A 26,589-nucleotide genomic window follows, 5' to 3' on the forward strand; every position below is an offset into this window, starting at 1 on the left:
AACGAGTTCAAGCTCCGTAATAGCCTTCGGCATACTTCGCATCTGAATCCGTGTACATGGCGGCTTTTGATTCGCCGCCCCTTGCGCGTGACCGTTTCACTTTCGGCTCATCCATACTTGGTATGGGGACGAAATCAGAGAAGTCGAGCAACGTCTGTGTTTCGATAACACCAGCTCGACCTTTGCGCACGACACTCTTGACTAACGCAGCAAGGACGCCAAGGTTTCTGCTGTCAACATCTGCGCGCCGCGCGAAAAATCGCAACTTACCCGGCACCTCAATTTTGGCCAGCAAATCGTAGTCGCCATAGACAACTGCAGATTGGATCTCGGAAGCCGCCAGCGTCTTGCGCACATGCGGAGTTCGTCCGGGTTGAACGCGCATCAAAATGTAGGCAACCAAGGTACGACGGAGCGCCCACGCCGGGGCAAAGACCATAACCGCCACAATACCGAGCGCCCATGCCCATTTACCGTCGTCCGGGTGCATCGCACCAAGCGCTACACAAATCATTGTGGCCACCACCACATATTCCGGGCCCTCCAGCATCCATCGATCGCTCAGCGTCCTGCCCCATGCATTCTGGTAAACCGGCCCGAACACCACCTGAACAAAAATCGCAGCCAATGCAATGCGCAGCACAGCGTCGAACTTTTCGGGATCGACGGCCGCACCGAGGTTAGCCAGTGCTATAGACCAAAGTACCGTGAGAAAAAGGCCTTGAATCAGCAAAATGAGGACTGCAATCAAACCTCGAAAACGGGATTTCGCGCCCTTCACCACTTTGGCCGACAGATTCCACACACTGAATCCGCTGTACACAAACACGCCATACACCGCAGCAGTCGCTTCGTCGAGCGTCGAGCTGACCAGTGCCGCGCTAACGATGAGGGGCGGCAACACCACTGTTTCGAATACCAGTGCGCGGAGCGTCTTCGCCCAGAGCAGTTCGTCGTCTAATGCTGCATCGACGTCTTGCTGCGTTGCCGTGGAGTCGCTCGTGCTGCCCTGCACACTTTGCTCTGGTGTGTGCTCATCAGCGTGACATTTGCAGCCTAACATTTCGACAAGCGTGCGATGCCTGCCCAGATAGTTGATCAAAAACAGAACAATGCCCACCGCCGCCAGTTCGAGTTGGCCATCAGTCAGCGCTTGTAGAGACGGCACAGCGACACATCGCTCTACGCCAGCAATCATTGCCGTTGCATGACCGGGTTGACACGCCTGCGCTTCGATAGCCACCTTCATAAGATAACGGCTGGAGAGCCACGCAGCGGCAAGGACGAACGGCAATGCAGCAAGCGCGAAATGCGTTAAATTCCGTTCCTTTGTGACTTTTCCAGCTCTTGCAAGCCACTCCAGGAAAATAGGAGAAACAATGGTCACCAATCCAAACGTAAGCGAATAAATATCGAGTTCACTGAACGTCCAACGGCTATTCCACAAACGATAATCTGGCGAAGCAATGCCTGATACCCCTTCGTCGTAAAATGCACGACTCGCCGCGTCAACTGCACTAAGCAGCAAAACCACTGCCATAAGCACCCAACTGAGCTTGTCGAATACCGGCTGCATACGCTCGGCCGGACGGGCCGCATCCCTCAACGATTCACGGGAATTCAACCAGACTGGCAACGTTGCAAGGAGCACGGCGCCTGCAGCAAAACCAACCGAGATCCAGACGATTTCAAATTCGCGCTGATGTCCCCACCACAATACGATTGCAATCAACGCCGGGCCGATATTGGTCGTGAATTCCCAGAATGGCCTTCCCACTGGACCGATATGATCAGCGACTTCCTCGGCAGCATTTCTCAGGGCATCGAGTACAGGCCGCACGGGCTTTTTCATGGCAGCATCCCGAGTAGTTCTTCATTTGCATTCAAACTGCCAGGTGCTACGCAATCGGATTGATCTGACGAATAAATATCATTCAAGCTGGATCGCTCTGCAGTTATAGATTATTTTTTGATGTCGAAGCAATTAATATTGATAAAAATAATTTCGGCCAACTCATCGCCCGCACCAAATCAATCGCAGAAAAAGGAAATGCGTACCGGAATTTGGAAAGGTGCGCCAATCCACACTAAAACCAATCCGCGCCGCCCGCGTCTTTCACCTGCCACACCGTGTTAGCGTTATACGCAACACGCACGCCACGCACGCCACGCCCTCCATGCCCCAAGCCACCCCGCCCACCCTCGACGACGCGCCCGGCCACACCCGCTCGCTCGCGCGCCACTATCCGCGCGGCTTGCAGATCGAGCCGCATTCGCACACGTGGGCGCAGGTGCTGTACGCCGTCTCCGGCGTGATGTGGGTCGAAGCGGGCCGCGAGGCGCTCGTGGTGCCGCCGCAGCGCGCGGTCTGGCTGCCGCCCGGCACGCCGCACGCGATCCATATGATGAGCGCGGTCGAGATGCGCAATCTCTATCTGCACGAGCACGACATCCCGCATCTGAGCACGCGCTGCGAGGTCTTCGAAGTCGACGGTCTGCTGCGCGAGCTGATCAAGAATCTCGCCGAACGCGAGCACGAGCGCGACGATGCCTGGCGCGCCGCCGCCTCGCGTCTCGCGGGGATGGAACTGGCGCACGCGCGCCGCTCGACGCTGCGCATTCCCTTGCCCGATGCGTCGGGCAGCGCCGACCGCCGTCTCTCGATGCTGTGCCGCGCGGTCATCGACAATCCGTCGAACGAGATCGCTTTCGAGCAGCACGCGGCGTCGGTGGGCGCGAGCGTGCGCACGCTCGCGCGCCTCTTCACGCGTGAACTGGGCGTGGGTTTTGCGCAATGGCGGCGGCAGGTGCAGCTCGCCATCGCGGTATCGCGGCTCGCGGAAGGCCAGCCCGTGAGCGCCGTGGCGCGGCTGCTCGGCTATCTGCCCAGCAGTTTCAGCGATATGTTCCGGCGCGAACTGGGCGTCTCGCCGAGCGACTATCGGCCGGAAGATACGCTGACGCTCGCTTCATCGGCGTCATCGGCGTCATCGGCGACCTCGGCGACCTCGGCATCCGCCGCCCCGGCAAGCCAGGACGACGGGCACCAACCCGCCAGCTAAGCCGCCGCGCGTCAGACAGCCGGATCGATCGGCGAAGGCGGCGCGCCGCGCGCCTCGATCGCCTTGCCCGCCAGCAGGCACAGATCCTCGCGATAATGCCCGGCGACGATCTGCACGCCCACCGGCACATCGTCGACCATGCCCGTCGACACGACCAGCCCCGGCAAGCCCACCGCCGGCAACGCGCGCAGCGTCAGTTGCGCATCCCAGACGCGCTGGAAGCCCTCCGGTCCCTGCAGATCGAGCCCGTCCGCGAACGGCAATTCGCCCGACACCGGCAGCAGCAGCACCGGATGCTCGGCGAAGAACAGCCGCCACTGGCGCGCGAGCGTGGTGCGGCGCACCAGCGACTTGCTGACCACGTCCTCGGGCATCGCCGCCACCTTCGCGCGCACGCCCTCCACCACGGCGCGCGCACCGGGATCGCCGTCGCGCAGCACCGCGTCGACCAGCGCCGGATACCCGTCGCCGAGCCACAGACGCTCCTGCACTTCGGCGGCGTCGCGCATCGAGGGCGTGTCGTCGATCTGCTCGACCTGCCAGCCCGCATCCGCGAGACGGCGGCCCGCGTCGAGCAGCGCGTCCTCCACCTCCTTCGTGATCGTCATGCCGCCGGGGCGCAGGCAGATCGTCGCGCGCAGCGGCGCGTCCGGCCCCTTGAGCGGCGCGGGCACCCACCACGGGTCGCGCATGTCGGGCTGCGCGAGCGCCGCGAACGCGAGGCTCACATCGTCGATACTGCGCGCCATCGGGCCCGCGCCCGACATCAGTTGCGCGCCGATCGGCCGTTCCGGCGACGACGCATTGAACGCGGGCACGCGTCCGAGGCTCGGGCGCAGCCCGTGCACGCCGCACGCGTAGGCCGGATAGCGCACCGAGCCGCCGATATCGGTGCCCAGCGCGATCTGGCCGATGCCCGCCGTGACCGCCGCCGCCGCGCCGCCGCTCGATCCGCCCGGCGTGAGCGCGGCGTTGCGCGGATTGCGCGTCGCGCCATGCACCTGATTGCTCGTGAACCAGCGCAGCGCGAAGGTCGGCGAATTGGTGCGGCCGAGCAGCACCGCGCCCGCGCGCACGAGGTTGTCGACGGCCGGGCTGTTGGCGGGCGCGATCAGCTCCTTTTGCAGCACGGTGCCGTTGGTGGTGGCGAAGCCCGCCTGATCGACGTTGATCTTGGTGGTGACCGGCACGCCCGCGAGCGGGCCCGGGTCCTCGCCGCGCGCGATGGCCGCGTCGATGCGGTCGGCCTGCTCGTAGACCCGCGCGGGGTCGTGCGCGACCACCGCGTTGATGAGCGGGTTGACGGCGTCGAGCCGCGCGAGCGCATCGGTCGCGGCCTCGCGGGCCGAGACTTCGCGGCTTCGAATGCGCTTCGCCAGTTCCGTTGCCGATAGTCGCCAAAGTTCAGTCACGTTTCCTCCGGTTCTTCTGTGGGATGAGGGATGTTGCGTCGGGTAAAAAACCAAAATTCGCTACGTTCGACGACGGCTCACGCGCTCGCCGAAAGCGTGCCGCCGCGCCGCCGGTCGCGCAGGATCGCCAGCGCGAGCGCGGCCAGTCCGCAGCCCGCGATCAGCGCGAGCAGCGCGCCCTTGCCGTTGTGCACGAGCACCCAGCCGCCCAGCGACGGAAAGCCGAACGCGCCGACGAAGTACGCCGCCACGAACCACGTCAGCGCGGCGCGCCGGTGCGCGGCGGCGGAGTCGTCGATGGCCTGCACCTGCACGATCGGATAGGCGAGCCCGTAGCCGGTGCCGAGCAGCACCGCGGCCAGCGCCTGGAAGCCCGCGTGGTACGGCACCGCGAACATCGCGGCGCTGCCGAGCACCATCATCGCGAGCAGGACCTTGGTCGCCGTCGCCGCGCGCATGCGCACCACGAGGCGCGCGAGCAGCCAGCGCGTGGCGATCACCGTGATCGTGTACAGGCTGAAGAAGGTGCTCGCCTTGGCCTGCGTGCCTTGCACGAGCGACATCTGGAACGTCATCAGGCCGGAGAACACACAGCCGCCGAGCGCGATGATGACGATCGGATACACGGCGCGCGTGCGCGCGATTGCGCCGATGCTGCGCAGCCAGCGTTCTTGCGCGGGCTGCACGCGCGCGAGGCGGCCGAAGATTTCGAGCGTGAGCGCGCCGATCAGGCACAGCGCGCCGATCGCGTAGAGCACGCCTTCGAGCGGCATGCGCCAGAAGCGCATCGCGAAGGCCGCGAGCGCGGGGCAGCCGCCCACGCCCGCCATCTGGAACGTGGCGAAGCGCAGGAACCAGAGGCTGCGGTCGGCGTCGCTGGTGCGTTCGGCGAGCGCCATCGGGGCGGCGAGACAGAACGCGCCCCAGCCGAGGCCGACGAGAAAACCGGGCAGCGCGTCGATGCCGCTCGCGTGCGCCATGAGCGCGAAGCCCACCACGCCCGCGCCCACGCAGAGCGCCGCGAGCGCGGCCATGCGCGCCGCGCCCACATGCTGGGCGACCCAGCCGGTCAGCGAGACGCCCGCGAAAGTACCGAGCGCCGCGCCCGCGAGCGCCACGCCGGTGTCGAAGTCGGTGCCGCCGATCGCGCGCACGTGCATCGAGAACAGAAACGTCGCCCCGTAGCCGCCTGAAGCGAGCAGCACACCTATGAGCATGATTGCGGCGTGTATCGGGCGCACGGTCGGGTTCCCGGTCGGTGGCAATGATCGGCCAGTGAATGAGGCGGATGGTCGGCAGCGTATCAGGGCTGCGCGCGGCGGGGCCGCGCGCGTGCCGGGTGCTTCGGGTGTGTCGTGTGTGTCTGATGCGTCGGGTTCAAGCGATGCGTGAGCCATGCACGCGCATCACGAGTGCGCGTAGATCGGGCCGAGGCCGGGCACGTCCGCGTCGGGCGCGCTCACGTGGACGCGCGGTGCGCGGCTGCCCGATGCCGATGCGCCCTGCGCCACGCCGCCATATGACGAAGATGCGGACGCCGACGATGCCGACGACGACGCGACCGCCGTTTCACCGTTGGCCGCGCTCACACGCGCCAGCGCGGCTTGCAGATTGGCCGGGTACTGGGTGTTGTCGCTGGCCGGGTTGTAGCCCGCCTGCTGGAGCTGCACGAGTTCGGCCTTCACTTCGGCGCGGGTGATGGGCGCGTTCTGCACATTGGACTGCGCGAACGAGAGCGCGGGCACAGCGACGAGAGCGGCAACGACGAGCGATTGAACGAGTTTCATGGTGTTTCTCCTGGCATTGAGTGGGTGTGATGCAGTGGATGAGGTATCAACCGTGCACAGGAGTTATTTGAACGCCGCGATGTATCTGGCTTGTTTCCGCGCGCGTGCCAATTTGCAAGCGTGTATGTCGTATCTGCGTCCCGATACATTGCGATACATAGTGCGGACGCGGCACATCGCAAAGGCGCGGGAAAAAGTGCCCCGAAGCGCGCCCCTCGGCACGCAATCGAAAGCTGTTTGCAAGACTATTCCGTTAGCGTGCGTTACGCCCTGTTGAAACCCTGGTCATGCCCGGGTCATGCTCTGCTCATGCCCTGGCACCGCCGGTTTCCAATGCGTTGGCAAGCCGTCGCGCGGCTCGCCTTTGTCACGGCGCACGACGGATTCGAGGCCTTGTAATAAGGCAAAACCTTTCAAAAAACTAACGTTTCGAAATTAGCGCGCGAGTTGGTTAGACTGCGAGTCTCGCCTCTCGCTGCGTGCCGCGCGGCCTTGGGCGGCCCACAACAAACACGAGAATGCGTATGCGAATCGACGTCGAACGGCACGTTCCCGAAGCGGGAAAAACGCCGTGTCCCGCACATGGCCCCTGCAAGCACGCGAACGCGCGCGCCGCACACGATGACCATCGCGCTGGCGACGGCGTTGCACACAGCATGGCCCGCGGCTTCGACGGCGCCGCCGCATCGACCGGGAGACTGGCATGAGCGATACGCCGAACCTGCCCACCGCTCCGCAAACCCCGCCGCCACCCCCGCCCGCCCCCGCGCGCAAGCGGCGCGGCGTCTGGATTCTCGCGCTCGTCATCCTCGTCTTGATCGTGCTCGTGGTGGTGCACGTGCTGCACCGCAAGAAGCCCGAGCGCGGCGCCGCGCCCCAGGTCGTCACGGTCGCGCCCGCCGCGCTCGGCGCGATGCCGGTCACGCTCAACGCGCTCGGCACGGTCACGCCGGTCGCCACCGTCACGGTGCTGCCGCAATTGAGCGGCTATCTCACGGAAGTCGGCTATCGCGAAGGCCAGGACGTGGTCAAAGGCCAGTTCCTCGCGCAGATCGATCCGCGCCAGTACGAGATCAACAAGGAGCAGGCCGAGGCCACGCTCGCCAAGGATCAGGCCTCGCTTGCCCAGGCGCGTGCCGACCTCGCGCGCTACACGCAACTGAACGAGAAGAAGTCGATCGCCGAGCAGACCTACGCCGACCAGAAGTTCCTCGTCGCGCAGGACGAAGCCGCCGTGAAGTCGGACCTCGCGACCATCAAGCAGTACGAACTCGATCTGATCTATTGCCATATCACCGCGCCGGTGTCGGGCCGCGTCGGCCTGCGTCTCGTCGATCCGGGCAATTACGTGACGGCGTCGAGTTCCACGGGCATCGCCGTCATCACGACGATGAAGCCCACCACCGTGCAGTTCACGGTGCCGCAGAACGCGCTGTCCGATGTGCTGCAACGCACGACCGCGGGCGCGAAGCTGCCCGTCACGGTCTATAGCGCCGACAACACCAAGCAGCTCGCCACCGGCACGCTCTACGCGATCAGCAACCAGATGGCGACGGCCACCGGCACGGTCACGCTGCGCGCGAGCATCCCCAACGACGACGAGGCGCTGTTCCCGAACGAGTTCGTCAACGTGAAGCTGCTCGTCGACACGATGCAGAACGCCGTGCTCGTGCCGACGCCCTCGGTGCAGTCGGGCGCGCCCGGCGACTATGTGTATCTCGTCAACGACGACAACACCGTGTCGGTCCACAAGGTCACGATCGGGCCGAGCGACGGCCAGCATACGGTGATCGTCTCCGGTCTGAACGCGGGACAACGCGTGGTCACCGACGGGCTCGACCGCCTCAACGACGGCGCGAAGATCCAGCCCGCGGGCGCGCGCCGGGCCAATGGTGCAAGCGGCGCCAGCGGCGCCGACGCGGCTACCGGCGCGGAAGCGCGCATGGGCAACGCCGCGCACGCGCATGCCCGCGCGAGCTTCGCGGCATCGGGTGCGTCCGCTGCATCAGCCGCATCGGCCGCATCGGGCGCCAGCGCCGCCCCGGCCGATTCCGCTTCGCAAGCGTCCTAAGCAGCCAGTCCCGCACCGATGAATATTTCGCGTCTTTTCATCCTGCGGCCCGTCGCGACATCGTTGCTGATGATCGCGATGGTGCTGGTGGGCCTCGTGGCGATGAAGTTCCTGCCGGTCTCGTCGCTGCCCGCGGTCGACTATCCGACCATCCAGGTGCAGACCTTCTACCCCGGCGCGAGCCCGACCGTGATGGCGACCACCGTCACCGCGCCGCTGGAAGTGCAGCTCGGCGAGATTCCGGGCTTGCAGCAGATGGTCTCGTACAGTTCCGAGGGCGCCTCGGTCATCACGCTGCAATTCGACCTCTCGCTCAATCTCGACGTCGCCGAGCAGAACGTGCAGCAGGCCATCAACGCGGCCAACAGCTATCTGCCGACCGGCCTGCCCGCGCCGCCGACCTACGCCAAGGTCAATCCCGCCGACCAGCCAATCCTCACGCTCGCGATCACGTCGAAATCGATGTCGCTCACGCAGTTGCAGGACGCGGCCAACAACCGCCTCGCCACCAAGATTTCCGAAGTGCCGGGCGTGGGTCTCGTGAGCACGGCCGGCGGCAACGTGCCCGCCGTGCGCGTGGAAGCCGATCCGCAAAAGCTCGCCGCCTACGGCCTCAATCTCGACGACTTGCGCACGCTGCTCGCCAACGTCAACGTGAGCGCGCCGAAGGGCAACTTCGACGGCCCCGAGCTCGACTACACGATCAATTCGAACGACCAGATTTCCGATCCCAAGGATTACGAAGAAACGGTCATCGCCTACCAGAACGGCGCGCCGGTTCTCATGAAGGACGTGGCGCGCGTGTCCACGGCTGCGCAGGACGTCGAGCGCGGCGCCTGGTACAACAAGCAGCCCGCGATCGTGCTGAACGTGCAGCGCCAGCCGGGCGCGAACGTGATCGCCACGGTCAACCAGATCATGCGCCAGCTGCCGCTGCTCGAAGCGACGCTGCCCGCCGGCATGAAGGTCACGGTGGTGTCGAACAGCGTGGGCGTGATCCAGTCCTCGGTGCATGACGCCGCGTTCGAACTCGTGCTCGCGGTCGCGCTCGTGGTCGCCGTGATCTTCGTGTTCCTGCGCAATCTGCCCGCCACGATCATTCCGAGCATCTCGGTGCCGGTCTCGCTGATCGGCACGCTCGCGATCATGTACGAGCTGGGCTACTCGATCGACAATCTCTCGCTGATGGCGCTGATTATCGCCACGGGTTTCGTCGTCGACGATTCCATCGTGATGATCGAAAACATCGTGCGCTATCTGGAGGAAGGCGAAAAGCCCTTGCAGGCGGCGCTCAAAGGCGCGGGGCAGATCGGCTTCACGATTCTCTCGCTGACGATTTCGCTGATCGCTGTGCTGATTCCGCTGCTCTTTATGGGCGGCGTGATCGGGCGTCTGTTCAGCGAGTTCGCGGTCACGCTCGCGGTCACCATCGTGCTCTCCGCCGTGGTCTCGCTGACCGTGGTGCCGATGATGTGCGCGCGGATTCTGCGCGCCCAGGCCGAGCGCCATCCGAGCCGCTTCGAGCGCATCAGCGAAGGGCTGTTCGACAAGACGCTCGCCGCCTACGAGCGCGGCCTGCGCTGGGTGCTCGACCATCAGACGCTCACGCTCGTCGTGGCCGTGCTCACGGTCGCCATCACCGGCCTGCTCTACGTGATGATTCCGAAGGGCCTGTTCCCCGTGCAGGACGTGGGCGTGCTCCAGGGCGTCAGCGTGGCCGACAATTCGGTCTCGTATTCGGCGATGGTGCGCCGCCAGGCCGAACTGGCCGAGCAGATCCTCAAGGACCCGGACGTGGAGTCGCTCACCTCCTACGTGGGCATCGACGGCATCAACAACACGCTCAACAACGGCCGCTTCCTGATCAACCTGAAGCCGCACGACGACCGCTCGGAAAGCGCCGAGGAAATCGGCCGGCGCATCCAGCAGTCGGTCGCGAAGGTGCCGGGCATCCGCCTCTATGTGCAGCCCGAGCAGGATCTGACGCTCGACACCACCGTGTCGCGCAGCCAGTACAACTTCGTGCTGCGCGGCCCGAGCCAGGAAGCGTTCACGCAATACGTGCCCGACCTCGTCGCGCGCATGAAGAAGATTCCGTCGATCGCCGACGTCACGAGCGACCTCAACACCGACGGTCTCTCCGTGAACGTGCAGGTGAACCGCCAGCTCGCGGCGCGCTACGGCATCACGGCGGCGACCATCGACAACGCGCTCTACGACGCGCTGGGCCAGCGCATCGTCTCGACCATCTTCCAGCAGTCGGACCAGTACCGCGTGATTCTGGTCGCGAAGCCGGAGTCGCTGCCGACGGTCGATTCGATCGGCGACATCTATCTGCCGAGCCAGACCGCGAGCACGGGCCAGGTGCCGCTCAAGGGCATCGCGACCATCAGCATCACACGCTCGCCGCTGATGATCAGCCACCTCGCGCAGTTCCCCTCGGTGACGATCTCGTTCAATCTCGCCGATGGCGCGTCGCTCTCCTCCGCCGTGCGCGACATCCGCAAGGCCGAGGCCGACGCGAAGCTGCCGCCGTCGATCACCTCGTCGTTCCAGGGCGCGGCGCAGGCGTTCGAGGACTCGCTCTCCAGCGAGGTCTATCTGCTGATCGCCGCCATCGTGGCCGTGTATATCGTGCTGGGCGTGCTCTACGAGAGCTACGTGCATCCGGTGACGATTCTCTCGACGCTCCCTTCGGCGGGTATCGGCGCGCTGCTCGCGCTGATGATCGCGGGGAAGGATCTCGACGTGATCGGCATCATCGGCATCGTGCTGCTGATCGGCATCGTCAAGAAGAACGCCATCATGATGGTGGACTTCGCGCTCGAAGCCGAACGCGTGCACGGCAAGCCGCCGCGCGAGGCGATTTTCGAAGCCTCGCTGCTGCGCTTCCGCCCGATCCTGATGACCACGCTCGCGGCCATGCTCGGCGCGCTGCCGATGCTGCTCGGCACCGGCACGGGCTCGGAACTGCGCCGCCCGCTCGGCCTCGCGATCATCGGCGGCCTGACGGTTTCGCAACTGCTCACGCTGTTCACCACGCCCGTGATTTACCTGCTGTTCGATCGTCTCGCGGAGCGTTTCGGCCGCAAGCGCAATCGCGATGAAGACAGCGGCGAGCCAGGCGATGCGGATGGCGGCACGCCCCCGACACCGCCCGCGCCCGAGGCGGCACCGTGAACCTGTCGGCGCTCTTTATCCGCAGACCGGTCGCGACGTCGCTGCTCGCGATCGCGATCCTGCTCGCCGGCACGCTCGCGTTCTTCCGCCTGCCCGTGGCGCCGCTGCCCAACATCGCCTATCCGGTGATCGTGGTGCAGGCGAACATGGCGGGCGCGAGCCCGAACACCATGGCGTCCACCGTGGCCGAGCCGCTCGAGCGGCGTCTGGGCACCATCGCCGACGTGAGCCAGCTCACCTCGATCAACAACGTGGGCTCGTCGATGATCGTGGTGGTGTTCGGCCTGAACCGCGACATCAACGGCGCCGCGCGCGACGTCGAAGCGGCCATCCAGGCCGCGCGCGCGGACCTGCCCACCACCTTGCGCAGCAATCCGACTTACCGCCAGTACAACCCCGCGAGCGCGCCGATCATGGTGCTCGCGCTCACGTCCGACACGCTCACGAAAGCCCAGCTCTACGATTCCGCCGATTCGGTGATCATGCAGCAGCTTTCGCAGGTGGACGGCGTGGGCCAGATCACGCTCGGCGGCGGCGCGCTGCCTTCGGTGCGCGTCGAACTGGAGCCGGGCAAGCTCAATAGCTACGGCATCGGCATGGAGGACGTGCGCGCGGCGATCGGCGCGGCCAACGCGAACAGCGCGAAGGGCCATCTCGATCAGGGCGACCAGCGCTTCGTCGTCACCTCGAACGATCAGATCAGCAACGCCGCGCCGTTCCGCGACGTCGTGATCGCCTATCGCGACGGCGCGCCCGTGTATCTGCGCGACGTGGGCACCGTGCGCGACTCGAACGAAAACATCCGCAACGCCGGCCTCTACAACGGCAAGTCGGCGGTGCTCGTGATCGTCTATCCGATGCCGGGCAGCAACGTCGTGAAGACGGTCCAGCAGATCCAGGCGCGCCTGCCCAACATCGAGGCCGCCCTGCCCGCCACCATCAAGGTGAACGTGGCCGTGGACCGCTCGGAGTCGGTGCGCGCCTCGGTCGCCGACACCGAGCGCACGCTTTTCATCGCCGTGCTGCTGGTGATCGGCGTGGTGTTCGTGTTCCTGCTCTCGCCGCGCGCCACGCTGATTCCGGCCGTGGCGCTGCCGCTCTCGATCATCGGCACCTTCGGCCCGATGTACCTGCTCGGCTACAGCATCGACTCGCTCTCGCTGATGGCGCTCACGATCGGCACCGGCTTCGTGGTCGACGACGCCGTGGTCGTGCTCGAAAACATCGTGCGCCATATCGAGGCCGGGCTCGATCCGAAGGAAGCCGCGCTGCGCGGCGCGGGCGAAGTGGGCTTCACGGTGCTCTCGATGAGCCTCTCGCTGATCGCCGTGTTCCTGCCGATCCTGCTGATGCCGGGCATCGTCGGCCTGCTCTTTCACGAGTTCGCGATGACGCTCTCGATCGCGATCATCATCTCGCTCATTGTCTCGCTCACGGTCACGCCCGCGATGTGCGCCTACGTGCTCAAGCGCGAGCAGCTGCACAAGGAGCCGTCGCGCGCGGCGAAGTGGATCGACGCGCAGTTCGAGCGCTTCAAGCAGTTCTATTCGCGCTCGCTCGACGTCGCGCTCAATCACGCGAAGCTCGTGATCTTCCTGCTGTTCGCGCTGCTGGTCGGCAATGTGTTTCTCGCGCGCCTGCTCGCGGGCACGTTCTTCCCCGAGCAGGACACGGGCATTCTGATCGGGCAGATCATCGCCGACCAGAGCATCTCGTTCACGGCGATGGAGAAGAAGCTCGCGCAGTTGCAGCAGATCGTGCAGCAGGACCCGGCGGTGGCGTCGGTGGCGGGCTTCACGGGCGGACGCGCGCTCAACACGGCCAACGTCTTCATCGAACTGAAGCCGCTCGCGCAGCGCAAGCTCTCGGCCAGCGAGGTCGTGAACCGGCTGCGGCCCAAGCTCAATGCGGTCTCGGGCGCGCGCCTGTTCATCCAGGCGCAACAGGACTTGCAGATCGGCGGAAGACAGTCGGCGGCCGAGTATCAGTACACGCTTACGAGCGACGACGCCGACGCGCTGTTCAAATGGGTGCCCAAACTCGTGACCGAGCTGAACAAGCATCGCGGCACGATCATGGACGTGAACTCGGACCTGCAGCAAAACGGTTTGCAGACCTATGTGACCGTGAACCGGCAGACCGCGAAACGCTACGGCTTCGACCCGAACCAGGTCGACAGCGTGCTTTACGACGCCTTCGGCCAGCGCACGGTTTCGACCATCTACAACGCGATCAACCAGTACTTCGTGGTGATGGAAGTGGCGCCGCAATACTGGCAGTATCCGCAGTCGTTCGACCGCATTTATCTGAGCACGGCGGCGGGCAACGCGAGCGGTTCGGCGTCCACGCAGATGTCGAGCAGCACGGTCTCGGGCGTGACCGCATACAGCGCGATCACCAGCACCAGCAGTTCGAGCAGCAGCACCAACTCGCGCAACGCCGACGCCGTGGCGAATCAGCAGAACAACGCGATCTCCAACAGCAAGGGCGGCAGTTCGAGCGGCAGCGCGGACAGCACGGCCGCCGAAACCATGGTGCCGGTCACCGCGATGATGAACTGGAGCATCAGCCACACCGCGACCCAGGTGAACCACCAGAGCGGCGAGGTGGCGGGCACGATCTCGTTCAACCTGCCGACGGGCGGCTCGCTTTCCGAAGCGGGCAAGGTCATCGAACAGGCCGAGCGCGACATCGGCATGCCCGCTGCGATTCACGGCGAATTCGCGGGCGCGGCCCAGGCCTACGCGCAGTCGATGGGCACCGTGCCGTTGCTGATCATCGCGGCGCTGGCCGTGGTTTATATCGTGCTGGGCGTGCTCTACGAGAACACCATCCACCCGCTCACGATTCTCTCGACGCTGCCGTCGGCGGGCATCGGCGCGATTCTCGCGATGCTGATCTTCGGCACGCCGTTCTCGGTGATCGCGATGATCGGCATCATTCTGCTGATCGGCATCGTCAAGAAGAACGGCATCATGATGGTGGACGTCGCGATCCAGAATCAGCGCAATCTCGGCATGGACGCGCGCAGCGCGATTCACGACGCCGCCGTGGTGCGCCTGCGCCCGATCATGATGACGACCTTCGCCGCCGTGCTGGGCGCAGTGCCGCTCGCGATCGGCATCGGCCAGGGCGCGTCGCTGCGCCAGCCGCTCGGCGTGACCGTGATGGGCGGCCTGATTCTCTCGCAGGTCTTCACCCTCTACACCACGCCCGTGATTTATCTGTTCCTCGACCGCCTGCGCGCCCGTCTCGCACGCTGGGCCGCACGCCTGCCCTGGAATCGCCAGGCCGATGAGAACGCATCATGAAGACCGCATCATGAAAACGACTGACCTGACTCTGCCCCACCTGATGCAGCGCACGCGGCGCGTGCTGCCGCTCGCGCTCGCCGCCGGCCTCACGTTCGCGCTGAGCGGCTGCATGGTGGGCCCCGACTATCATCGCCCGCAGGTTTCCGTGCCCACGCAATGGAAGGAACTGCCGGGCTGGACCCAGGCCGAGCCGGGCGCCGCCGAAGCCCCGAAGGGCGACTGGTGGACCGCCTTCCACGATCCGCTGCTCGACGAGCTCGAACCGCTCGTGACCGTCTCGAACCAGACCGTGCGGCAGAACTACGCGAACTATCAGGAAGCGCTCGCCGAAGTGCGCGTGGCGCGCGCGGGCCTCTTTCCGACGCTGGGCGTGACCGGTTCGGCCACGCGCGAACGCGCCTCGGCGACCACCACGAGCGGCAGCGCCGCGCGCGTCGTCAATGCGGGCTCGCTCGAAGCGAACGTGAGCTGGGCGCCCGACCTCTGGGGCGAGGTGCGCCGCCAGGTCGAGGAACAGTCGGCCACCGCGCAGGCGAGCGAAGCCACGCTCGCGAATGCTCAGCTATCCGAACAGATTGCGCTCGCGAACGCCGTGATCAATCTGCGCGTGACCGACGCCGATATCGACCTGCTCACGGCAACGGTCGAGGCGTACAAGCACTCGCTGCGCGTGGTCAGCGATCAGGACGCGGCGGGCACCGTCTCGCCGTCCGATCTGATCACGGCGCGCACGCAGCTGGAGAACGCGCAGGCGAGCCTGATCGCGCTGGGCGTCTCGCGCGCGCAATACGAGCACGCGATCGCGGTGCTGGTGGGTCGCAATCCCGAGGACGTGACGATCCCGCATAGCGAGCGCATGCCGATCCTGCCGGACATTCCCGCAGGCGTGCCGTCGACGATCCTGCAACGCCGCCCCGACGTTGCCACTGCGGAGCGCCAGATGGCCTCGGCGAACGCGGCGATCGGCGTGGCCGTGGCGGCGTACTATCCGAGCATTTCGCTCTCGGCGCTCGACGGCTTCACGCAGTCGCCGCTGTCGGGGCTGCTGCATATCAGCAACTATGTGTGGTCGCTCGGCGCGAGCGCGACGCAAACGATTTTCGACGGCGGCCTGCGCAGCGCCGACGTCGACGCCGCGCGCGCGAGCTACGACGCCTCGGTCGCGAACTATCGCGGCACCGTGCTCACGGCGTTCCAGGACGTCGAAAACGATCTCTCCGGCCTGCGCATTCTCGCGCAGCAAGCGGCGGTGCTCGAATCGGCCGTGCGCGACGCCACGCGCGCCACGCAGATCGCGCAAAACGAATACGAGGCCGGCACGGTCGATTACACGACGGTCGTGACCGCGCAGGCCACGCAGTTGAGCACGCAGCAAAGCGCGCTCACGGTGCAGCAGAGCCGTCTGCTCGACGCGGCCTCGCTGATCGGCGATCTGGGCGGCGGCTGGAACGGCCAGTTGCACGATGTGCGTCATCCCGATCGCGTCGATACGGGCGCGAATGGGGGCGCGCCCGCCAGCGCGGTTGCCCCCGCGCAAGCCAGCGGCGCGGCGGCGGCCAGCGGCGCGCAAGCCGCCGTGCCGAGTCCGTAAAACGCGGTCGCGGTGGTTGGCGCGCAGGCGGGCTTGCCGCGCCGCGCGCTGATTTTCGCGAGACTCGCCGCGCTTCGATGCGCCGCGCATGCCGTTCGTGCATGCGCCTTGATGCAGCCCGTCCGATCCCCTCTTCTTCGTGGCAAGCGCAACCGTTCGTCAGATCGATTGCGCTATGCTGGCGCGTCAGCAGCGTGGCGATAGATTCATCGCGCATCGTCCGTTTCGTCTGCTTTGCGGTCTGCTTTGCGCATGACGGCTCGCGACATCGCGCCATTGCTACTTCGTCATTTCACCGCGCGCGCCGCCGTGCGCCGCATCGATCATCGCCAGCACGTCAGCATCGGCGCCAATCCGATGCGGGAGATTTCGCCACGATGGCACGCCACCGGCACTCGAAGTCCGTCGCGCTTTGCGCGCTGCTCGCGCTCGCCGCCGCGGCCCACGCCGACGACACACCCAACGCGAACCGCACCGGCGACGCCGCGAACATCGCGAACGCCGCCAGCGAGGCGCATCCGTCCTGGTTCTCGCGGTTTCGCGACACCGAGGACGGCGCGTTCGACCTCAGCGACATGCTGCTCACTCACAAGGGCGTGCTGCCGGTGCCGGTCATCATCACCGAACCTGCCGTGGGCTACGGCTTCGGGCTCGCGCTGCTCTACTTCACCGCGCCCAAACGCGCGGCCAGCGAAAACGTTGATGAAAGCGACGCCAGCGAAGAACCCGCCAACGCCAAACCGAAAATGTCGCCGCCCAACATCACGGCCGTCGGCGGCTTCATCACCGGCACGCAAAGCTGGGGCGTGGGACTCGTGCACTTCCACACCTGGGACGAGGACCGCATCCGTTATCTCGGTGTGATCGGCAAAGTGAATCTGCATCTGAACTACTATGGGCTGCAAGGCAACGCCAATGCCTACCAGTTGAGCGGCGTCGCCCTGGTGCAGCAGATTTTGTTCAGGATTGCCAATAGTCCGTGGTACGTCGGGCCGCGCTATACGTTCTTCGATTCGGCCACGCGCTTCGACCCGCTGGTGCCGAACGGCATCCACAATTTCGAACGCGACGTGCGCGTGGGTAAAGGCGGCATCGTCGTCGACTACGACACGCGCGACAACATCTTCTATCCGAGCCGCGGCACCTACGCGGAATTCGAAGCCGAATTCGCGCGCGGCGGCTTCGGCAGTTCGAATGCGTTCGAGATGCAAGCAGCGAGGGCGTACCACTGGATCGAGTTGTCGCCGCGCTGGGTGCTGGGACTGCGCGTGGACACCGGCTTCTCGCAGGGCGACATCCCCTTTTTCGCGCAGCCTTATGTGAATCTGCGCGGCGTCTCCGATGCGAAGTTCCAGGACCGCAATCAGCTCACCGGCGAACTGGAGCTACGCTGGAACGTCACGCCGCGCTGGGCGGTGCTCGGCTTCGGCGGCGTGGGCAAAGCCTACGGCAATCTGCATTCGTTCAGCGACGCGCCCACGGCCTTCGGCTTCGGCACCGGCTTTCGCTATCTGATCGCACGCAAGCTCGGGCTCTCGATGGGGATCGACGTGGCGCACGGTCCCGGACAGAACGCGTTCTATATCCAGGTGGGCAGCGCGTGGCACTGAGGCGCACGCACAATCACCCATAATCACGCACAAGGCTCCGATCCGGCGCGCGGCTCCAGCGGCAGCGCCGAGGCAGGCAAGCCGAACACGCGGTCGAAGATCAGATTGAAGACGTAGGCGTAGACGAGGAAGAACACCGAGAGGCCGATGTCCATGATGAAGGCCTCGACGAGCGGCACGCGCAGCGTGAGCGCGATCATCGGCACGAGAAACAGGATCAGGCCGGCTTCGAAACCCACGGCATGCGCGATGCGCCGCGCGACGCTGCGTCCGCGCTTCGTCTGGCGCGCTTCCCAGCGCTCGAACAGCGTATTGAACACGACGTTCCAGATCACCGCGATCAGCGACGAGAAAATCGCCGCCGCACCCGCGCGGTCCATGCCTCGGCCCGAGAGCGAGGCGAAACTCGTGCTGGTGATGAGGATCGCGATCCCCTCGAACAGCGTGACGTAGACGATCCTGCGTTTGATTCCCTGCATGCCGTGAACGCTCCTGCGCGTTTTTGCCTGGAAAACCGGAAGCGACGATGGTACCACCGCACCGCCCCCGGCTTTCATGGCTTTCACGGCATTCAGGTGCCGGACAGACTTACGCGAGTTCCGTGAACACGGCCTGCGCCGTGAGACGCGACTTCGGCAGCTTCGCGTTGAAGTCGTCGGCGCTGCGGTAGCCGAGGCTGATCACGACGAGCGAGGTCAGGCCCTGCGCGTCGAGACCGAGTTCCGCGTCGAGCGCGGCGGCGTCGAAACCTTCCATCGGGCAGGCGTCGATTTCGAGCGTCGACGCGCCGATCAGCACCGAACCGAGCGCCAGATAGGCCTGCTTTTCCATCCACGCCGACAGGTCGTTGCGCTCGCGGTGCAGGTTCACGTAGAAATTGCGCGTGTTCGCCTGGCCCGTTTTGGCCTCGGCGCTCGCGAAGCGGCCATCGGCCTCTTCCTGTGCGAGCACGGCGTTCAGATGCGCCTCGTCCATGTCCTTGCGCACGCACAGCACGAGCACGTGCGACGCCTTCAGCACCTTCGGCTCGTTGTACGCGTAGCCCGGCTGCATGGACTTCGCCACGCGCGCGCGGGCCGCATCGCTTTCGGCCACCACGAAATGCCACGGCTGCGAGTTCACCGACGACGGACTGAAGCGGATCAGTTCCTTCAGCTCGTCGATGACCGCGGCCGGAATCTTGCGGGCGGGATCGAAGGACTTGGTCGAATGGCGCGACTTGGCGAAGCGGGTGAGGTTCAAAACATTCTCCTGAATCGATGCGAGGTCTGACGTCGGCCGCCAGCGCGGCGGCAAGGCCGGTATCCTACCAGCATGCGGCGGCGGCCGTGCGGGCGGGCCTCGGCCCGGCTGCCGCGCCTTTGATCTGCCGCCGACTGACTTCGCGTCGCGCCTTACCGGAGAAAACCATGCGCCAGGCCATCCATCATCTGCACGTGCACGCGCGCTCGCGCGGGCTCGTCGATTTCACCGCGCAGGTGCGCGATTTCGTGCGCGAAACCGGCATCGGCACGGGTTTGCTGACGCTGTTCTGCCGCCATACCTCGGCTTCGCTGCTGATTCAGGAAAACGCCGATCCCTCGGTGCGCCGCGACCTCGAACGCTATTTCGACGAGATCGCGCCCGAGGACCCGCAGCGCTACGAGCACGACACCGAAGGCCCCGACGACATGCCCGCGCATCTGCGCACCGCGCTCACGCAGACGCAGCTTTCGATTCCCGTCGAGTTCGGCGGCCCGGTGCTCGGCACCTGGCAAGGCATTTATCTGTTCGAGCATCGGCGTCACGCCTCGACGCGCGATATCGTGCTGCACCTGATCGGCGAATGACGGCGCGCCGCACGCCGCACGCCGTTAGCGAACCTCAACGAACCTCAGCGGACCTCAACGCGCGTCAGGCGCATCCGAGCAAAGCTTGCGCGCAGAGGCTATGCTACGGCTTGCGCTTTTCCGGCACCGGTTTTGACTCGCTTCTCACCTGATTCTTTCGTTTCCGAACCGATCCACCGAACCCTCAAGGAATAACTCATGACAAAGACCACCGGCTCGATGATTGCCTTCAATCGCCCCGACGGCAAATCGCTGCAAGGCTATCTGGCCACGCCCGCCAAAACGCAGGGCGCGCCCGCCATCGTCGTGATTCAGGAATGGTGGGGCTTGAACGACCAGATTCGCGGCGTGGCCGACCGTCTCGCGCAGGCCGGCTACTACGCGCTCGTGCCCGACCTCTATCGCGGCAAGAGCACGGTCGAGGAAGAAGAAGCCCATCACCTGATGACGGGCCTCGATTTCGGCGACGCCGCCTCGCAGGACATCCGCGGCGCGGTCGATCATCTACGCACGCTCACGGACCGCATCGGCGTGACCGGCTATTGCATGGGCGGCGCGCTCACGCTGCTGGCCGCGAACCAGATCCCCGACCTCGCGGGCGTGGTCACGTGGTACGGTTTCCCCCCGCTCGAATACCTCGACGCGAGCAAGATCACCGCGCCGGTGCTCGGCCACTGGGGCACGCAGGACGGCTTCTTCAAGATCGAGACCGTCGACGAACTCGAAAAGAAGCTCAAGGACGGCGGCGTGAACGTCGAGTTCCATCGCTACCTCGCCTACCATGCGTTCGCGAACGAAGAAGCCGTCGGCCCGGGCCGCATCGCGCATACGCAGTTCGATCCGGTCTGGTCGCAGCAGGCGTGGGACCGCACGCTCACGTTCTGGGGCCGCACGCTCTGGAAGCAAGGCTGAGCGCGGCGGCTTCACGCTAGCCGCCTCACGCTGAATGCATGAAAAAACGCGGCGCACGTTTTCGAACGTGCGCCGCGTCGTTTTTTTCAGCGTCGTGAAGTACACGACGCTACCGCGTTCAATGCGCGCGCTTCATCGCATTATCGAGTTCGGCGATTTCGCGCTCGCTCTGCTGGACCGCCTTGCGCTCGCGCGCCGCGTCGATCGAGCGGGCCAGCACGAGATACGCGATCGCCGACACCGCGAGGCCCACCGCCCACGCCACATCCACGCCGCCGATGCGCGCCGCGAGCGGCCCCGTGTAGATGCCCGGCAGCACGAAGAACGGCACCGTCGCGGCGAAACCCACCGCGTAGGCGATCAGCCCGCGCGCGCCCCACGCGCCATACAGACCGCGCGGCGTGAAGAGTTGCGTGATCGCGTAATGGCCGCGCCGCACGAAGAAGTAATCGACGAGATTCACGGCCGTCCACGGCACCAGCAGATACAGCATGATCGTGAGCGCCGCGAACAGAATGTCGATGGCGTTGCCCGACAGCGACAGCGAGATCGCCACCCACACGAGGCCGAGCGCGAGCACCGTGACCACGCGCACCGTCTGCGTCGGCTTCACGGGCTTGAACGAATCGACCGCCGTGACCACCGTGAGCATCGCGCTATAGGCGTTCAGGCCCATCGTCGCGACCATCGCGCCCACCGACGCCAGCGAGATCAGCACGCCGAAGCCGCGGAACATCGCGTTGCCCGCATCGTAGAGCGCGACGAGTCCATCGGACGCGCCGAGACGCGTCGCAAGCCATGCGCCCAGCGCGATCAGCCAGATCGCCGACGCCGAGGCGCCGACGAACACCGCCGCGATGATCGCGCGCGGTTTCGTATCGCGCGGCAGATAGCGCGAGTAATCGGAGACATACGGCGCATACGTGATGTTGTAGCTCGCGCTCGCGGCGAACTGCGCGGCGAACGCGACGAGCGAGAAGCCGCCCGCATGCACGATGCCGGGCTTCACGCCGACCGCGCCGAACAGGATCCACAGCGTCAGCAGCACGTAGAGCGGCAGGCTCGCGACCAGCAGCCACTTGAACACGCGATGCAGCCAGTCGTGACCGTAGATCGCCAGCGCCAGCGCGATCAGCGCCGTGACGATGGTGACGAGCGTCGGCGACCATCCGAAGATGCCCTTCACGCCGCTCGCCATCAGCACGGTATCGACCACGTTGAAACCGATGAACGTGAACAGCGTGGCGATCAGGATCAGCACCACGCCGCGATAGCCGAACTGCGCGCGCGACTGGATCATCTGCGGCAGGCCGAGATGCGCGCCCTGCGAGGCATGAAACGCCATGAACAGCGTGCCGAACAGAATGCCGAGCACGCCCGAGAGGATCGTGTAGCCGAGCGAGAGTCCCATGCTCGGTCCCACGAAGCCGATGGCGATCGTGAAGAACTGGAAGTTGCCGAGGAACCAGAACGGCCCCTGCCCGGCCACGCTGCCGTGGCGTTCGTGCGCGGGCACGTAGTCGATCGAACGCACTTCGATCTTGCGCCATTTCGAGGGCGCGGCGGCGCCAGGCGCGTCCATGCTGCGTGGCGGTTCGGCCCCGTCGGCCGCCCAACCGTTGACGTTGTCAGTGTTCATCTGTCTCTTCCTGTGGGGTGCGCGCCCGCCCGCGCGCGCGAGGCGTGCGAGCGAGAGCGTTGACGGCTGGGTTCGTGGTTACGGTTGTTGCTGAGATTGCGGCGCTGACGGCGATGGCGGCGATGGCGGCGCGCCGGCCGGACGCGCGCGGATCACATGCTTGATTTCCTGGTAAGCGCGCACGCCCCAGGGTCCGAGTTCGCGGCCGATGCCGCTGAGCTTGCGGCCGCCCCAGCCGGTCTGCGGAAAAATCACCTGCGGCGCGTTCACCCACACCACGCCCGACTCGCAGGCGTCGGCGACCCGCGCGGCGCGTTCGGCGTCGGCGGTCACGACCGTGGCGACGAGTCCGTAGTCGCTGTCGTTGGCGAGCGCGATGGCCTCGTATTCCGTGTCGAACGCGCGCACCAGCGCCACCGGGCCGAAGATCTCCTCGCGCCAGAGCACGTTGTCGGGCGCGACGTTCGCGCAGACCGTCGGCGCAACGAAGAAGCCGGGACGCGCGAGCGCGCCGCCGCACAACACGCGCGCGCCCTCGTCCTTGCCGCGCGCGAGCAGGCCGAGCACGCGCTCGCGCTGCGCCGCGCTGATCAGCGGTCCCATGCGCGCGTCGGCGTCGTCGGGAGCCGCGACCGTCGCGGTGCGCGCCAGCGCCACGAGCCGCTCGACGAACGCGTCGTGCAGCGCGCGCGCCACCAGCACGCGCGAGGTCGCCGAACACATCTGCCCCGCGTTGAAAAACGCGCCGTTGAAGGCGAGTTCGACGGCTTCGTCGAGATCGGCGTCGTCGAAAACAATCAGCGCCGACTTGCCGCCCAGTTCAAGCGAGACGCGCTGCATGCGGTCGGCGGCGGCGCGCATCACGGCTTGTCCTGCGGCGGTGCTGCCCGTGAACGAAACCTTCGCCACGCCGCGATGCGCGGCCAGATGCGCGCCGACCTCGCGTGCGCCCGCGACCAGATTCACCACGCCCGCTGGCACGCCCGCCGCCGCGACGATGTCGACCAAAGCGCGCTCGGCGAGCGGCGTGAGTTCGGACGGCTTGATGACCGCCGTGCATCCCGCCGCCAGCGCGGGCGCGAGTTTCCACGCGGCCGTCACGAGCGGGAAATTCCACGGCACGATCAGCGCGCAGACGCCCACGGCTTCGTGGCGCACCTCGGCGACGAAACCGGGATCGGGCAGCGCCACAGTCGACGACGTCGCCACACCGCCTTCGCGACACAGTTGCGCGTAATAACGGAACGTGGCCGCCGCATCGCTCACGTCGAGTTGCGCCTCGAAACGCGGCTTGCCGTTGCACTGCATCTGCAAATCGATCAGTTCGACGCTGCGCGCTTCGATGCCTTGCGCGATGCGTTCGAGCAGATCGCCGCGCGCCGTCACGGGTGTCTTACGCCAGCCGAGCAAGGCGCGCGCGGCGGCAGCGACGGCTTCATCCACATCGTCGGTGCTCGCGGCCGAGACGCGCGCGATGGACTGCGCGCTGCACGGATCGATCAGGTCGAGCGTCGCGCCTTCGCCGTGTCGCCATTCGCCATCGACGAATACGCCCGGCTCCACGGCGGCGAGTACAGTCTCGCGCTTCATGCGGACGCCTCCACCGCGTTCACCTCATTCACCTCGTGCTGCACGGCCACGCAGGCGTGCGGCGACAGATGCTCGTGCACGGCGATCCAGTTGCCGCCTTCGCGGGCGAACACGATGGTCTCGCGCTCGACCAGCGTCTCGCGGCCCGCGTGCGTGCTCACCTGCGTGCGCACGTTGTGCGTGAAGATCGCCACGTCGCCGAGACACTGCACGACGCGCTCGCTCGATTCGCAGCCGATCACGGCGAAGCCGTCGTCGCGTTCCCACTGACGCCACAGCGCTTCATAGGCCGCGCGCGTGGGCAGCGCCTCGCTCACGTGATGAAACACGAAATTGGCGTGCGGCGCGAAAGCCGCGAAATAGGCGTCGCGGTCGTGGCGCGCGAACGATGCGATCAGCGCATCGGCGGCGGCCAGCACGGCGGCTTGGGTTTCAGTCTGGGTCTCGCTCATGCACGCTCTCCGGGAATCTGGCGCAATGTTTTCATTTATTTCGGATGCCGTATCAATTGGCGTCGTTCGACGTTTCGCTCAGGCGCGATACGCCACGCCGGGCAGCACGCACAGCATCTCGAACGCGAGATTCGCGGCCAGCAGCGCCGTCGTGCCCTGCGGGTCATACGGCGGCGACACTTCCACGAGATCCGCGCCCACCAGATTCAGCCCGCGCAGGCCGCGAATGATTTCCAGACCTTGCGGCACCGTGAGGCCGCCAATCTCCGGCGTGCCCGTGCCCGGCGCGAACGCCGGATCGAGGCCGTCGATATCGAAGCTCAGATACACCGGGCCATTGCCCATCTGCTCGCGCACTTCCTTCATCAGCGTTTCGAGCGAGCGGTTCCAGCACGCCTCGGCCTGCACCACGCGGAAGCCCTGATCGCGGCACCAGTCGAAATCGTCGGCGTGATAGCCGGTGCCGCGCAGACCGATCTGCACCACGCGGTCGCAATCGAGCAGGCCCTCTTCCACCGCGCGGCGAAACGGCGTGCCGTGCGCGATCTTTTCGCCGTACATGGTGTCGTTGACATCGGCGTGCGCGTCCACGTGGACCACGCCCACCTTGCCGTACTTCTTGTGCATCGCGCGCAGGATCGGCAGCGCGATCGTGTGGTCGCCGCCCAGCGTGACCGGCTTGCAGCCGCCGGCGATGATGCCGTCGTAAGCCGTTTCGATATCGGCGATGGCCTTGTGGATGTCGAACGGATTGATCGCCACGTCGCCGATATCGGCCACCTGGAGCGAGTCGAACGGCGCGGCGCGCGTGGCCATGTTATAGGGCCGCAGCAGCACCGATTCGGCGCGGATCTGGCGCGGGCCGAGGCGCGCGCCGTTGCGGTTCGAGGTGCCCAGATCGAAAGGCACGCCCACGAAACAGGCGTCGAGCCCCGCGCTCGTGGCGGCGATCGGCAGACGCATCATCGAGGCGATGCCGCCGAAGCGCGGCATGGCGTTGCCGGAGAGCGGCTGGTTCAGCGAGGGGTGTTGCGCGTCGTTCATATCCGTATAAACCCTGAAAACATCGATAGGAGCAGTGGGATGAAACCCAATGCTGGCAATGCTAGGGGGAAAAAATTATGGATAAAATGACGGCCTGATGATGTTTACATCGATTCGCATCAATGTGAGGACCGCAGCATGCTCGCCAACCTGACCGACTTCGACTTGCGGCTGATCCGCGTTTTTCTCGCCGTGGTCGACGCGCGCGGGCTGACGGCCGCCCAGGCGGCGCTGAACGTCGGGCAATCGACCATCAGCACGCAGCTCGCGTCGCTGGAAACGCGGCTCGGTTTCCGGCTCTGCGAACGCGGGCGCGGCGGCTTCAAGCTCACGGCCAAGGGCGAGCGCTTCGCGATGTCGGCGCGGCGGCTGCTGATGGCGACCAATACGTTTTGCGCCGAAGCCGCGAACATGGACCGCCAGCTCGTGGGCGAACTCAATCTCGGCCTGATCGGCCATACGCCGTTCAGCCAGAACGCGCGCATCAGCGACGCCATCGCGCGCTTTCGCCAGCGCGACCAGGCCGTGCGCTTCAACATCCAGATCCGCTCGCCGGGCGAACTGGAGGAACAGGTGCTCAACGGCAAGGTCGATATCGCGATCGGCTATTTCTGGCACCGCGTGCCGAGCCTCGATTACACCGCGCTGTTCATCGAACGCCAGTATGCGTATTGCGGCGCGCGTCACGCGCTGTTCGAGCGCGCGGCGCACGCGGATCATCCGGGCGACGTGGGCGCCGCCGAAGCCGCCGCCTGCGAGTGGGCGTGGCGCAGCTATCCGCTGCCCGAGGCGCAGCACTCCACGCACGAGCGCAACGTGACCGCCATCGCCGACAACATGGAAGCCGTCGCGCTGCTGATTCTCTCGGGCCATCATCTCGGCTATCTGCCCGTGCATTTCGCCAAGCCTTATGTCGATGGCGGCCTGCTGCGCGCCGTGAATCCGGCGGCGCTGCGCTACGACGTGACCTTCCACATGGTCACGCGGCGCATGACGAACGCGGGCGACATTCAGCGCGCCTTCATCGAGGATCTGCGCGCCGTGCATCTGAACGAGATCGAACGCGAAGACGCCGCGAACGCGTAGAATCGCCTCA

At 65.9% G+C, this 26,589-nt stretch carries 19 protein-coding genes; 9 read left to right on the forward strand and 10 right to left on the reverse strand.

Features of this window, described 5'->3' with window-relative positions; translation table 11 throughout:
• Window positions 1-7 precede the first annotated feature (7 nt).
• The gene (locus LDO54_RS18390; protein ID WP_224012107.1) at window positions 8-1,852 is read right to left on the reverse strand and encodes a hypothetical protein; all 1,845 of its coding nucleotides are present in this window, start codon (window positions 1,850-1,852) and stop codon (window positions 8-10) included.
• Between the two features lie 325 nt (window positions 1,853-2,177).
• Between LDO54_RS18390 and LDO54_RS18395 the strand changes: the two genes are divergently transcribed.
• Window positions 2,178-3,062 carry an AraC family transcriptional regulator gene (locus tag LDO54_RS18395; protein WP_224012108.1) on the forward strand — a complete coding sequence of 295 codons (885 nt, stop codon included), beginning with the start codon at window positions 2,178-2,180 and terminating at the stop codon, window positions 3,060-3,062.
• Window positions 3,063-3,073: 11 nt separating this feature from the next.
• On the opposite strand, the gene LDO54_RS18400 is transcribed toward LDO54_RS18395, so the two are convergent.
• The 3 genes from LDO54_RS18400 to LDO54_RS18410 all read right to left on the reverse strand — a co-directional run bounded on the left by LDO54_RS18400 (window position 3,074) and on the right by LDO54_RS18410 (window position 6,261).
• On the reverse strand, window positions 3,074-4,474 hold the full coding sequence (locus tag LDO54_RS18400; RefSeq protein ID WP_224012109.1) for an amidase family protein: 1,401 nt from the start codon (window positions 4,472-4,474) through the stop codon (window positions 3,074-3,076).
• A gap of 77 nt (window positions 4,475-4,551) precedes the next feature.
• Window positions 4,552-5,691 carry an MFS transporter gene (locus LDO54_RS18405; RefSeq protein WP_224012110.1) on the reverse strand — a complete coding sequence of 380 codons (1,140 nt, stop codon included), beginning with the start codon at window positions 5,689-5,691 and terminating at the stop codon, window positions 4,552-4,554.
• Window positions 5,692-5,880: 189 nt separating this feature from the next.
• Window positions 5,881-6,261 carry a DUF4148 domain-containing protein gene (locus LDO54_RS18410; RefSeq protein WP_224012111.1) on the reverse strand — a complete coding sequence of 127 codons (381 nt, stop codon included), beginning with the start codon at window positions 6,259-6,261 and terminating at the stop codon, window positions 5,881-5,883.
• A 703-nt stretch (window positions 6,262-6,964) separates the two neighbouring features.
• Between LDO54_RS18410 and LDO54_RS18415 the strand changes: the two genes are divergently transcribed.
• The 5 genes from LDO54_RS18415 to LDO54_RS18435 all read left to right on the forward strand — a co-directional run bounded on the left by LDO54_RS18415 (window position 6,965) and on the right by LDO54_RS18435 (window position 18,027).
• Window positions 6,965-8,332, forward strand: a complete 1,368-nt coding sequence (locus tag LDO54_RS18415) for an efflux RND transporter periplasmic adaptor subunit (protein WP_224012112.1) — start codon at window positions 6,965-6,967, stop codon at window positions 8,330-8,332.
• An 18-nt stretch (window positions 8,333-8,350) separates the two neighbouring features.
• Window positions 8,351-11,512: an efflux RND transporter permease subunit gene (locus LDO54_RS18420; RefSeq protein WP_224012113.1), complete on the forward strand. Its 3,162-nt coding sequence runs from the start codon at window positions 8,351-8,353 to the stop codon at window positions 11,510-11,512.
• Complete coding sequence (locus tag LDO54_RS18425) at window positions 11,509-14,823, forward strand: efflux RND transporter permease subunit (RefSeq protein WP_224012114.1); 3,315 nt, start codon at window positions 11,509-11,511, stop codon at window positions 14,821-14,823. The genes LDO54_RS18420 and LDO54_RS18425 overlap by 4 nt, the downstream gene beginning before the upstream one ends.
• A gap of 43 nt (window positions 14,824-14,866) precedes the next feature.
• Window positions 14,867-16,417: an efflux transporter outer membrane subunit gene (locus tag LDO54_RS18430; protein WP_224012194.1), complete on the forward strand. Its 1,551-nt coding sequence runs from the start codon at window positions 14,867-14,869 to the stop codon at window positions 16,415-16,417.
• A 377-nt stretch (window positions 16,418-16,794) separates the two neighbouring features.
• Entirely contained in the window at window positions 16,795-18,027 is a 1,233-nt protein-coding gene (locus LDO54_RS18435; RefSeq protein WP_224012115.1) for a BamA/TamA family outer membrane protein, read from the forward strand.
• Between the two features lie 23 nt (window positions 18,028-18,050).
• Here the strand turns inward: LDO54_RS18435 and LDO54_RS18440 are convergent, their stop codons facing one another.
• Both LDO54_RS18440 and nfsB read right to left on the reverse strand, forming a co-directional pair.
• Window positions 18,051-18,506, reverse strand: a complete 456-nt coding sequence (locus tag LDO54_RS18440; RefSeq protein ID WP_224012116.1) for a PACE efflux transporter — start codon at window positions 18,504-18,506, stop codon at window positions 18,051-18,053.
• A 109-nt stretch (window positions 18,507-18,615) separates the two neighbouring features.
• Entirely contained in the window at window positions 18,616-19,269 is a 654-nt protein-coding gene (gene nfsB, locus LDO54_RS18445) for an oxygen-insensitive NAD(P)H nitroreductase (protein WP_224012117.1), read from the reverse strand.
• A gap of 167 nt (window positions 19,270-19,436) precedes the next feature.
• Here nfsB and LDO54_RS18450 point away from each other — a divergent pair, with 167 nt between their 5' ends.
• Window positions 19,437-19,856, forward strand: coding sequence for a secondary thiamine-phosphate synthase enzyme YjbQ (locus tag LDO54_RS18450; protein ID WP_224012118.1), 420 nt, complete (start codon window positions 19,437-19,439; stop codon window positions 19,854-19,856).
• Window positions 19,857-20,054: 198 nt separating this feature from the next.
• A complete protein-coding gene (locus tag LDO54_RS18455; protein WP_224012119.1) occupies window positions 20,055-20,768 on the forward strand; it encodes a dienelactone hydrolase family protein in 714 nt (237 codons plus the stop codon).
• 118 nt (window positions 20,769-20,886) lie between these two features.
• Here the strand turns inward: LDO54_RS18455 and LDO54_RS18460 are convergent, their stop codons facing one another.
• The 4 genes from LDO54_RS18460 to speB all read right to left on the reverse strand — a co-directional run bounded on the left by LDO54_RS18460 (window position 20,887) and on the right by speB (window position 25,493).
• The gene (locus LDO54_RS18460; RefSeq protein ID WP_436975623.1) at window positions 20,887-22,407 is read right to left on the reverse strand and encodes a purine-cytosine permease family protein; all 1,521 of its coding nucleotides are present in this window, start codon (window positions 22,405-22,407) and stop codon (window positions 20,887-20,889) included.
• A gap of 78 nt (window positions 22,408-22,485) precedes the next feature.
• Window positions 22,486-23,997, reverse strand: a complete 1,512-nt coding sequence (locus tag LDO54_RS18465) for an aldehyde dehydrogenase family protein (RefSeq protein ID WP_224012120.1) — start codon at window positions 23,995-23,997, stop codon at window positions 22,486-22,488.
• The gene (locus tag LDO54_RS18470) at window positions 23,994-24,449 is read right to left on the reverse strand and encodes a nuclear transport factor 2 family protein (RefSeq protein ID WP_224012121.1); all 456 of its coding nucleotides are present in this window, start codon (window positions 24,447-24,449) and stop codon (window positions 23,994-23,996) included. The genes LDO54_RS18465 and LDO54_RS18470 overlap by 4 nt, the downstream gene beginning before the upstream one ends.
• Before the next feature lie 78 nt (window positions 24,450-24,527).
• Complete coding sequence (gene speB, locus LDO54_RS18475; protein WP_224012122.1) at window positions 24,528-25,493, reverse strand: agmatinase; 966 nt, start codon at window positions 25,491-25,493, stop codon at window positions 24,528-24,530.
• A gap of 138 nt (window positions 25,494-25,631) precedes the next feature.
• Here speB and LDO54_RS18480 point away from each other — a divergent pair, with 138 nt between their 5' ends.
• Entirely contained in the window at window positions 25,632-26,579 is a 948-nt protein-coding gene (locus LDO54_RS18480; protein WP_224012123.1) for a LysR family transcriptional regulator, read from the forward strand.
• The last annotated feature ends 10 nt before the right edge of the window (window positions 26,580-26,589 follow it).

The sequence above is a fragment of the Paraburkholderia tropica genome, from assembly GCF_914484835.1.
GTDB classification, from domain to species: domain Bacteria; phylum Pseudomonadota; class Gammaproteobacteria; order Burkholderiales; family Burkholderiaceae; genus Paraburkholderia; species Paraburkholderia tropica_A.

Coding starts and splice junctions, on each gene's coding strand:
- LDO54_RS18390 (WP_224012107.1), bottom strand. CDS start 1,852: ATGAAAAAGCCCGTGCGGCCTGTACTCGATGCCCTGAGAAATGCTGCC.
- LDO54_RS18395 (WP_224012108.1), top strand. CDS start 2,178: ATGCCCCAAGCCACCCCGCCCACCCTCGACGACGCGCCCGGCCACACC.
- LDO54_RS18405 (WP_224012110.1), bottom strand. CDS start 5,691: ATGCTCATAGGTGTGCTGCTCGCTTCAGGCGGCTACGGGGCGACGTTT.
- LDO54_RS18410 (WP_224012111.1), bottom strand. CDS start 6,261: ATGAAACTCGTTCAATCGCTCGTCGTTGCCGCTCTCGTCGCTGTGCCC.
- LDO54_RS18415 (WP_224012112.1), top strand. CDS start 6,965: ATGAGCGATACGCCGAACCTGCCCACCGCTCCGCAAACCCCGCCGCCA.
- LDO54_RS18420 (WP_224012113.1), top strand. CDS start 8,351: ATGAATATTTCGCGTCTTTTCATCCTGCGGCCCGTCGCGACATCGTTG.
- LDO54_RS18430 (WP_224012194.1), top strand. CDS start 14,867: ATGCAGCGCACGCGGCGCGTGCTGCCGCTCGCGCTCGCCGCCGGCCTC.
- LDO54_RS18435 (WP_224012115.1), top strand. CDS start 16,795: ATGGCACGCCACCGGCACTCGAAGTCCGTCGCGCTTTGCGCGCTGCTC.
- LDO54_RS18440 (WP_224012116.1), bottom strand. CDS start 18,506: ATGCAGGGAATCAAACGCAGGATCGTCTACGTCACGCTGTTCGAGGGG.
- LDO54_RS18450 (WP_224012118.1), top strand. CDS start 19,437: ATGCGCCAGGCCATCCATCATCTGCACGTGCACGCGCGCTCGCGCGGG.
- LDO54_RS18455 (WP_224012119.1), top strand. CDS start 20,055: ATGACAAAGACCACCGGCTCGATGATTGCCTTCAATCGCCCCGACGGC.
- LDO54_RS18460 (WP_436975623.1), bottom strand. CDS start 22,407: ATGAACACTGACAACGTCAACGGTTGGGCGGCCGACGGGGCCGAACCG.
- LDO54_RS18465 (WP_224012120.1), bottom strand. CDS start 23,997: ATGAAGCGCGAGACTGTACTCGCCGCCGTGGAGCCGGGCGTATTCGTC.
- LDO54_RS18470 (WP_224012121.1), bottom strand. CDS start 24,449: ATGAGCGAGACCCAGACTGAAACCCAAGCCGCCGTGCTGGCCGCCGCC.
- speB (WP_224012122.1), bottom strand. CDS start 25,493: ATGAACGACGCGCAACACCCCTCGCTGAACCAGCCGCTCTCCGGCAAC.
- LDO54_RS18480 (WP_224012123.1), top strand. CDS start 25,632: ATGCTCGCCAACCTGACCGACTTCGACTTGCGGCTGATCCGCGTTTTT.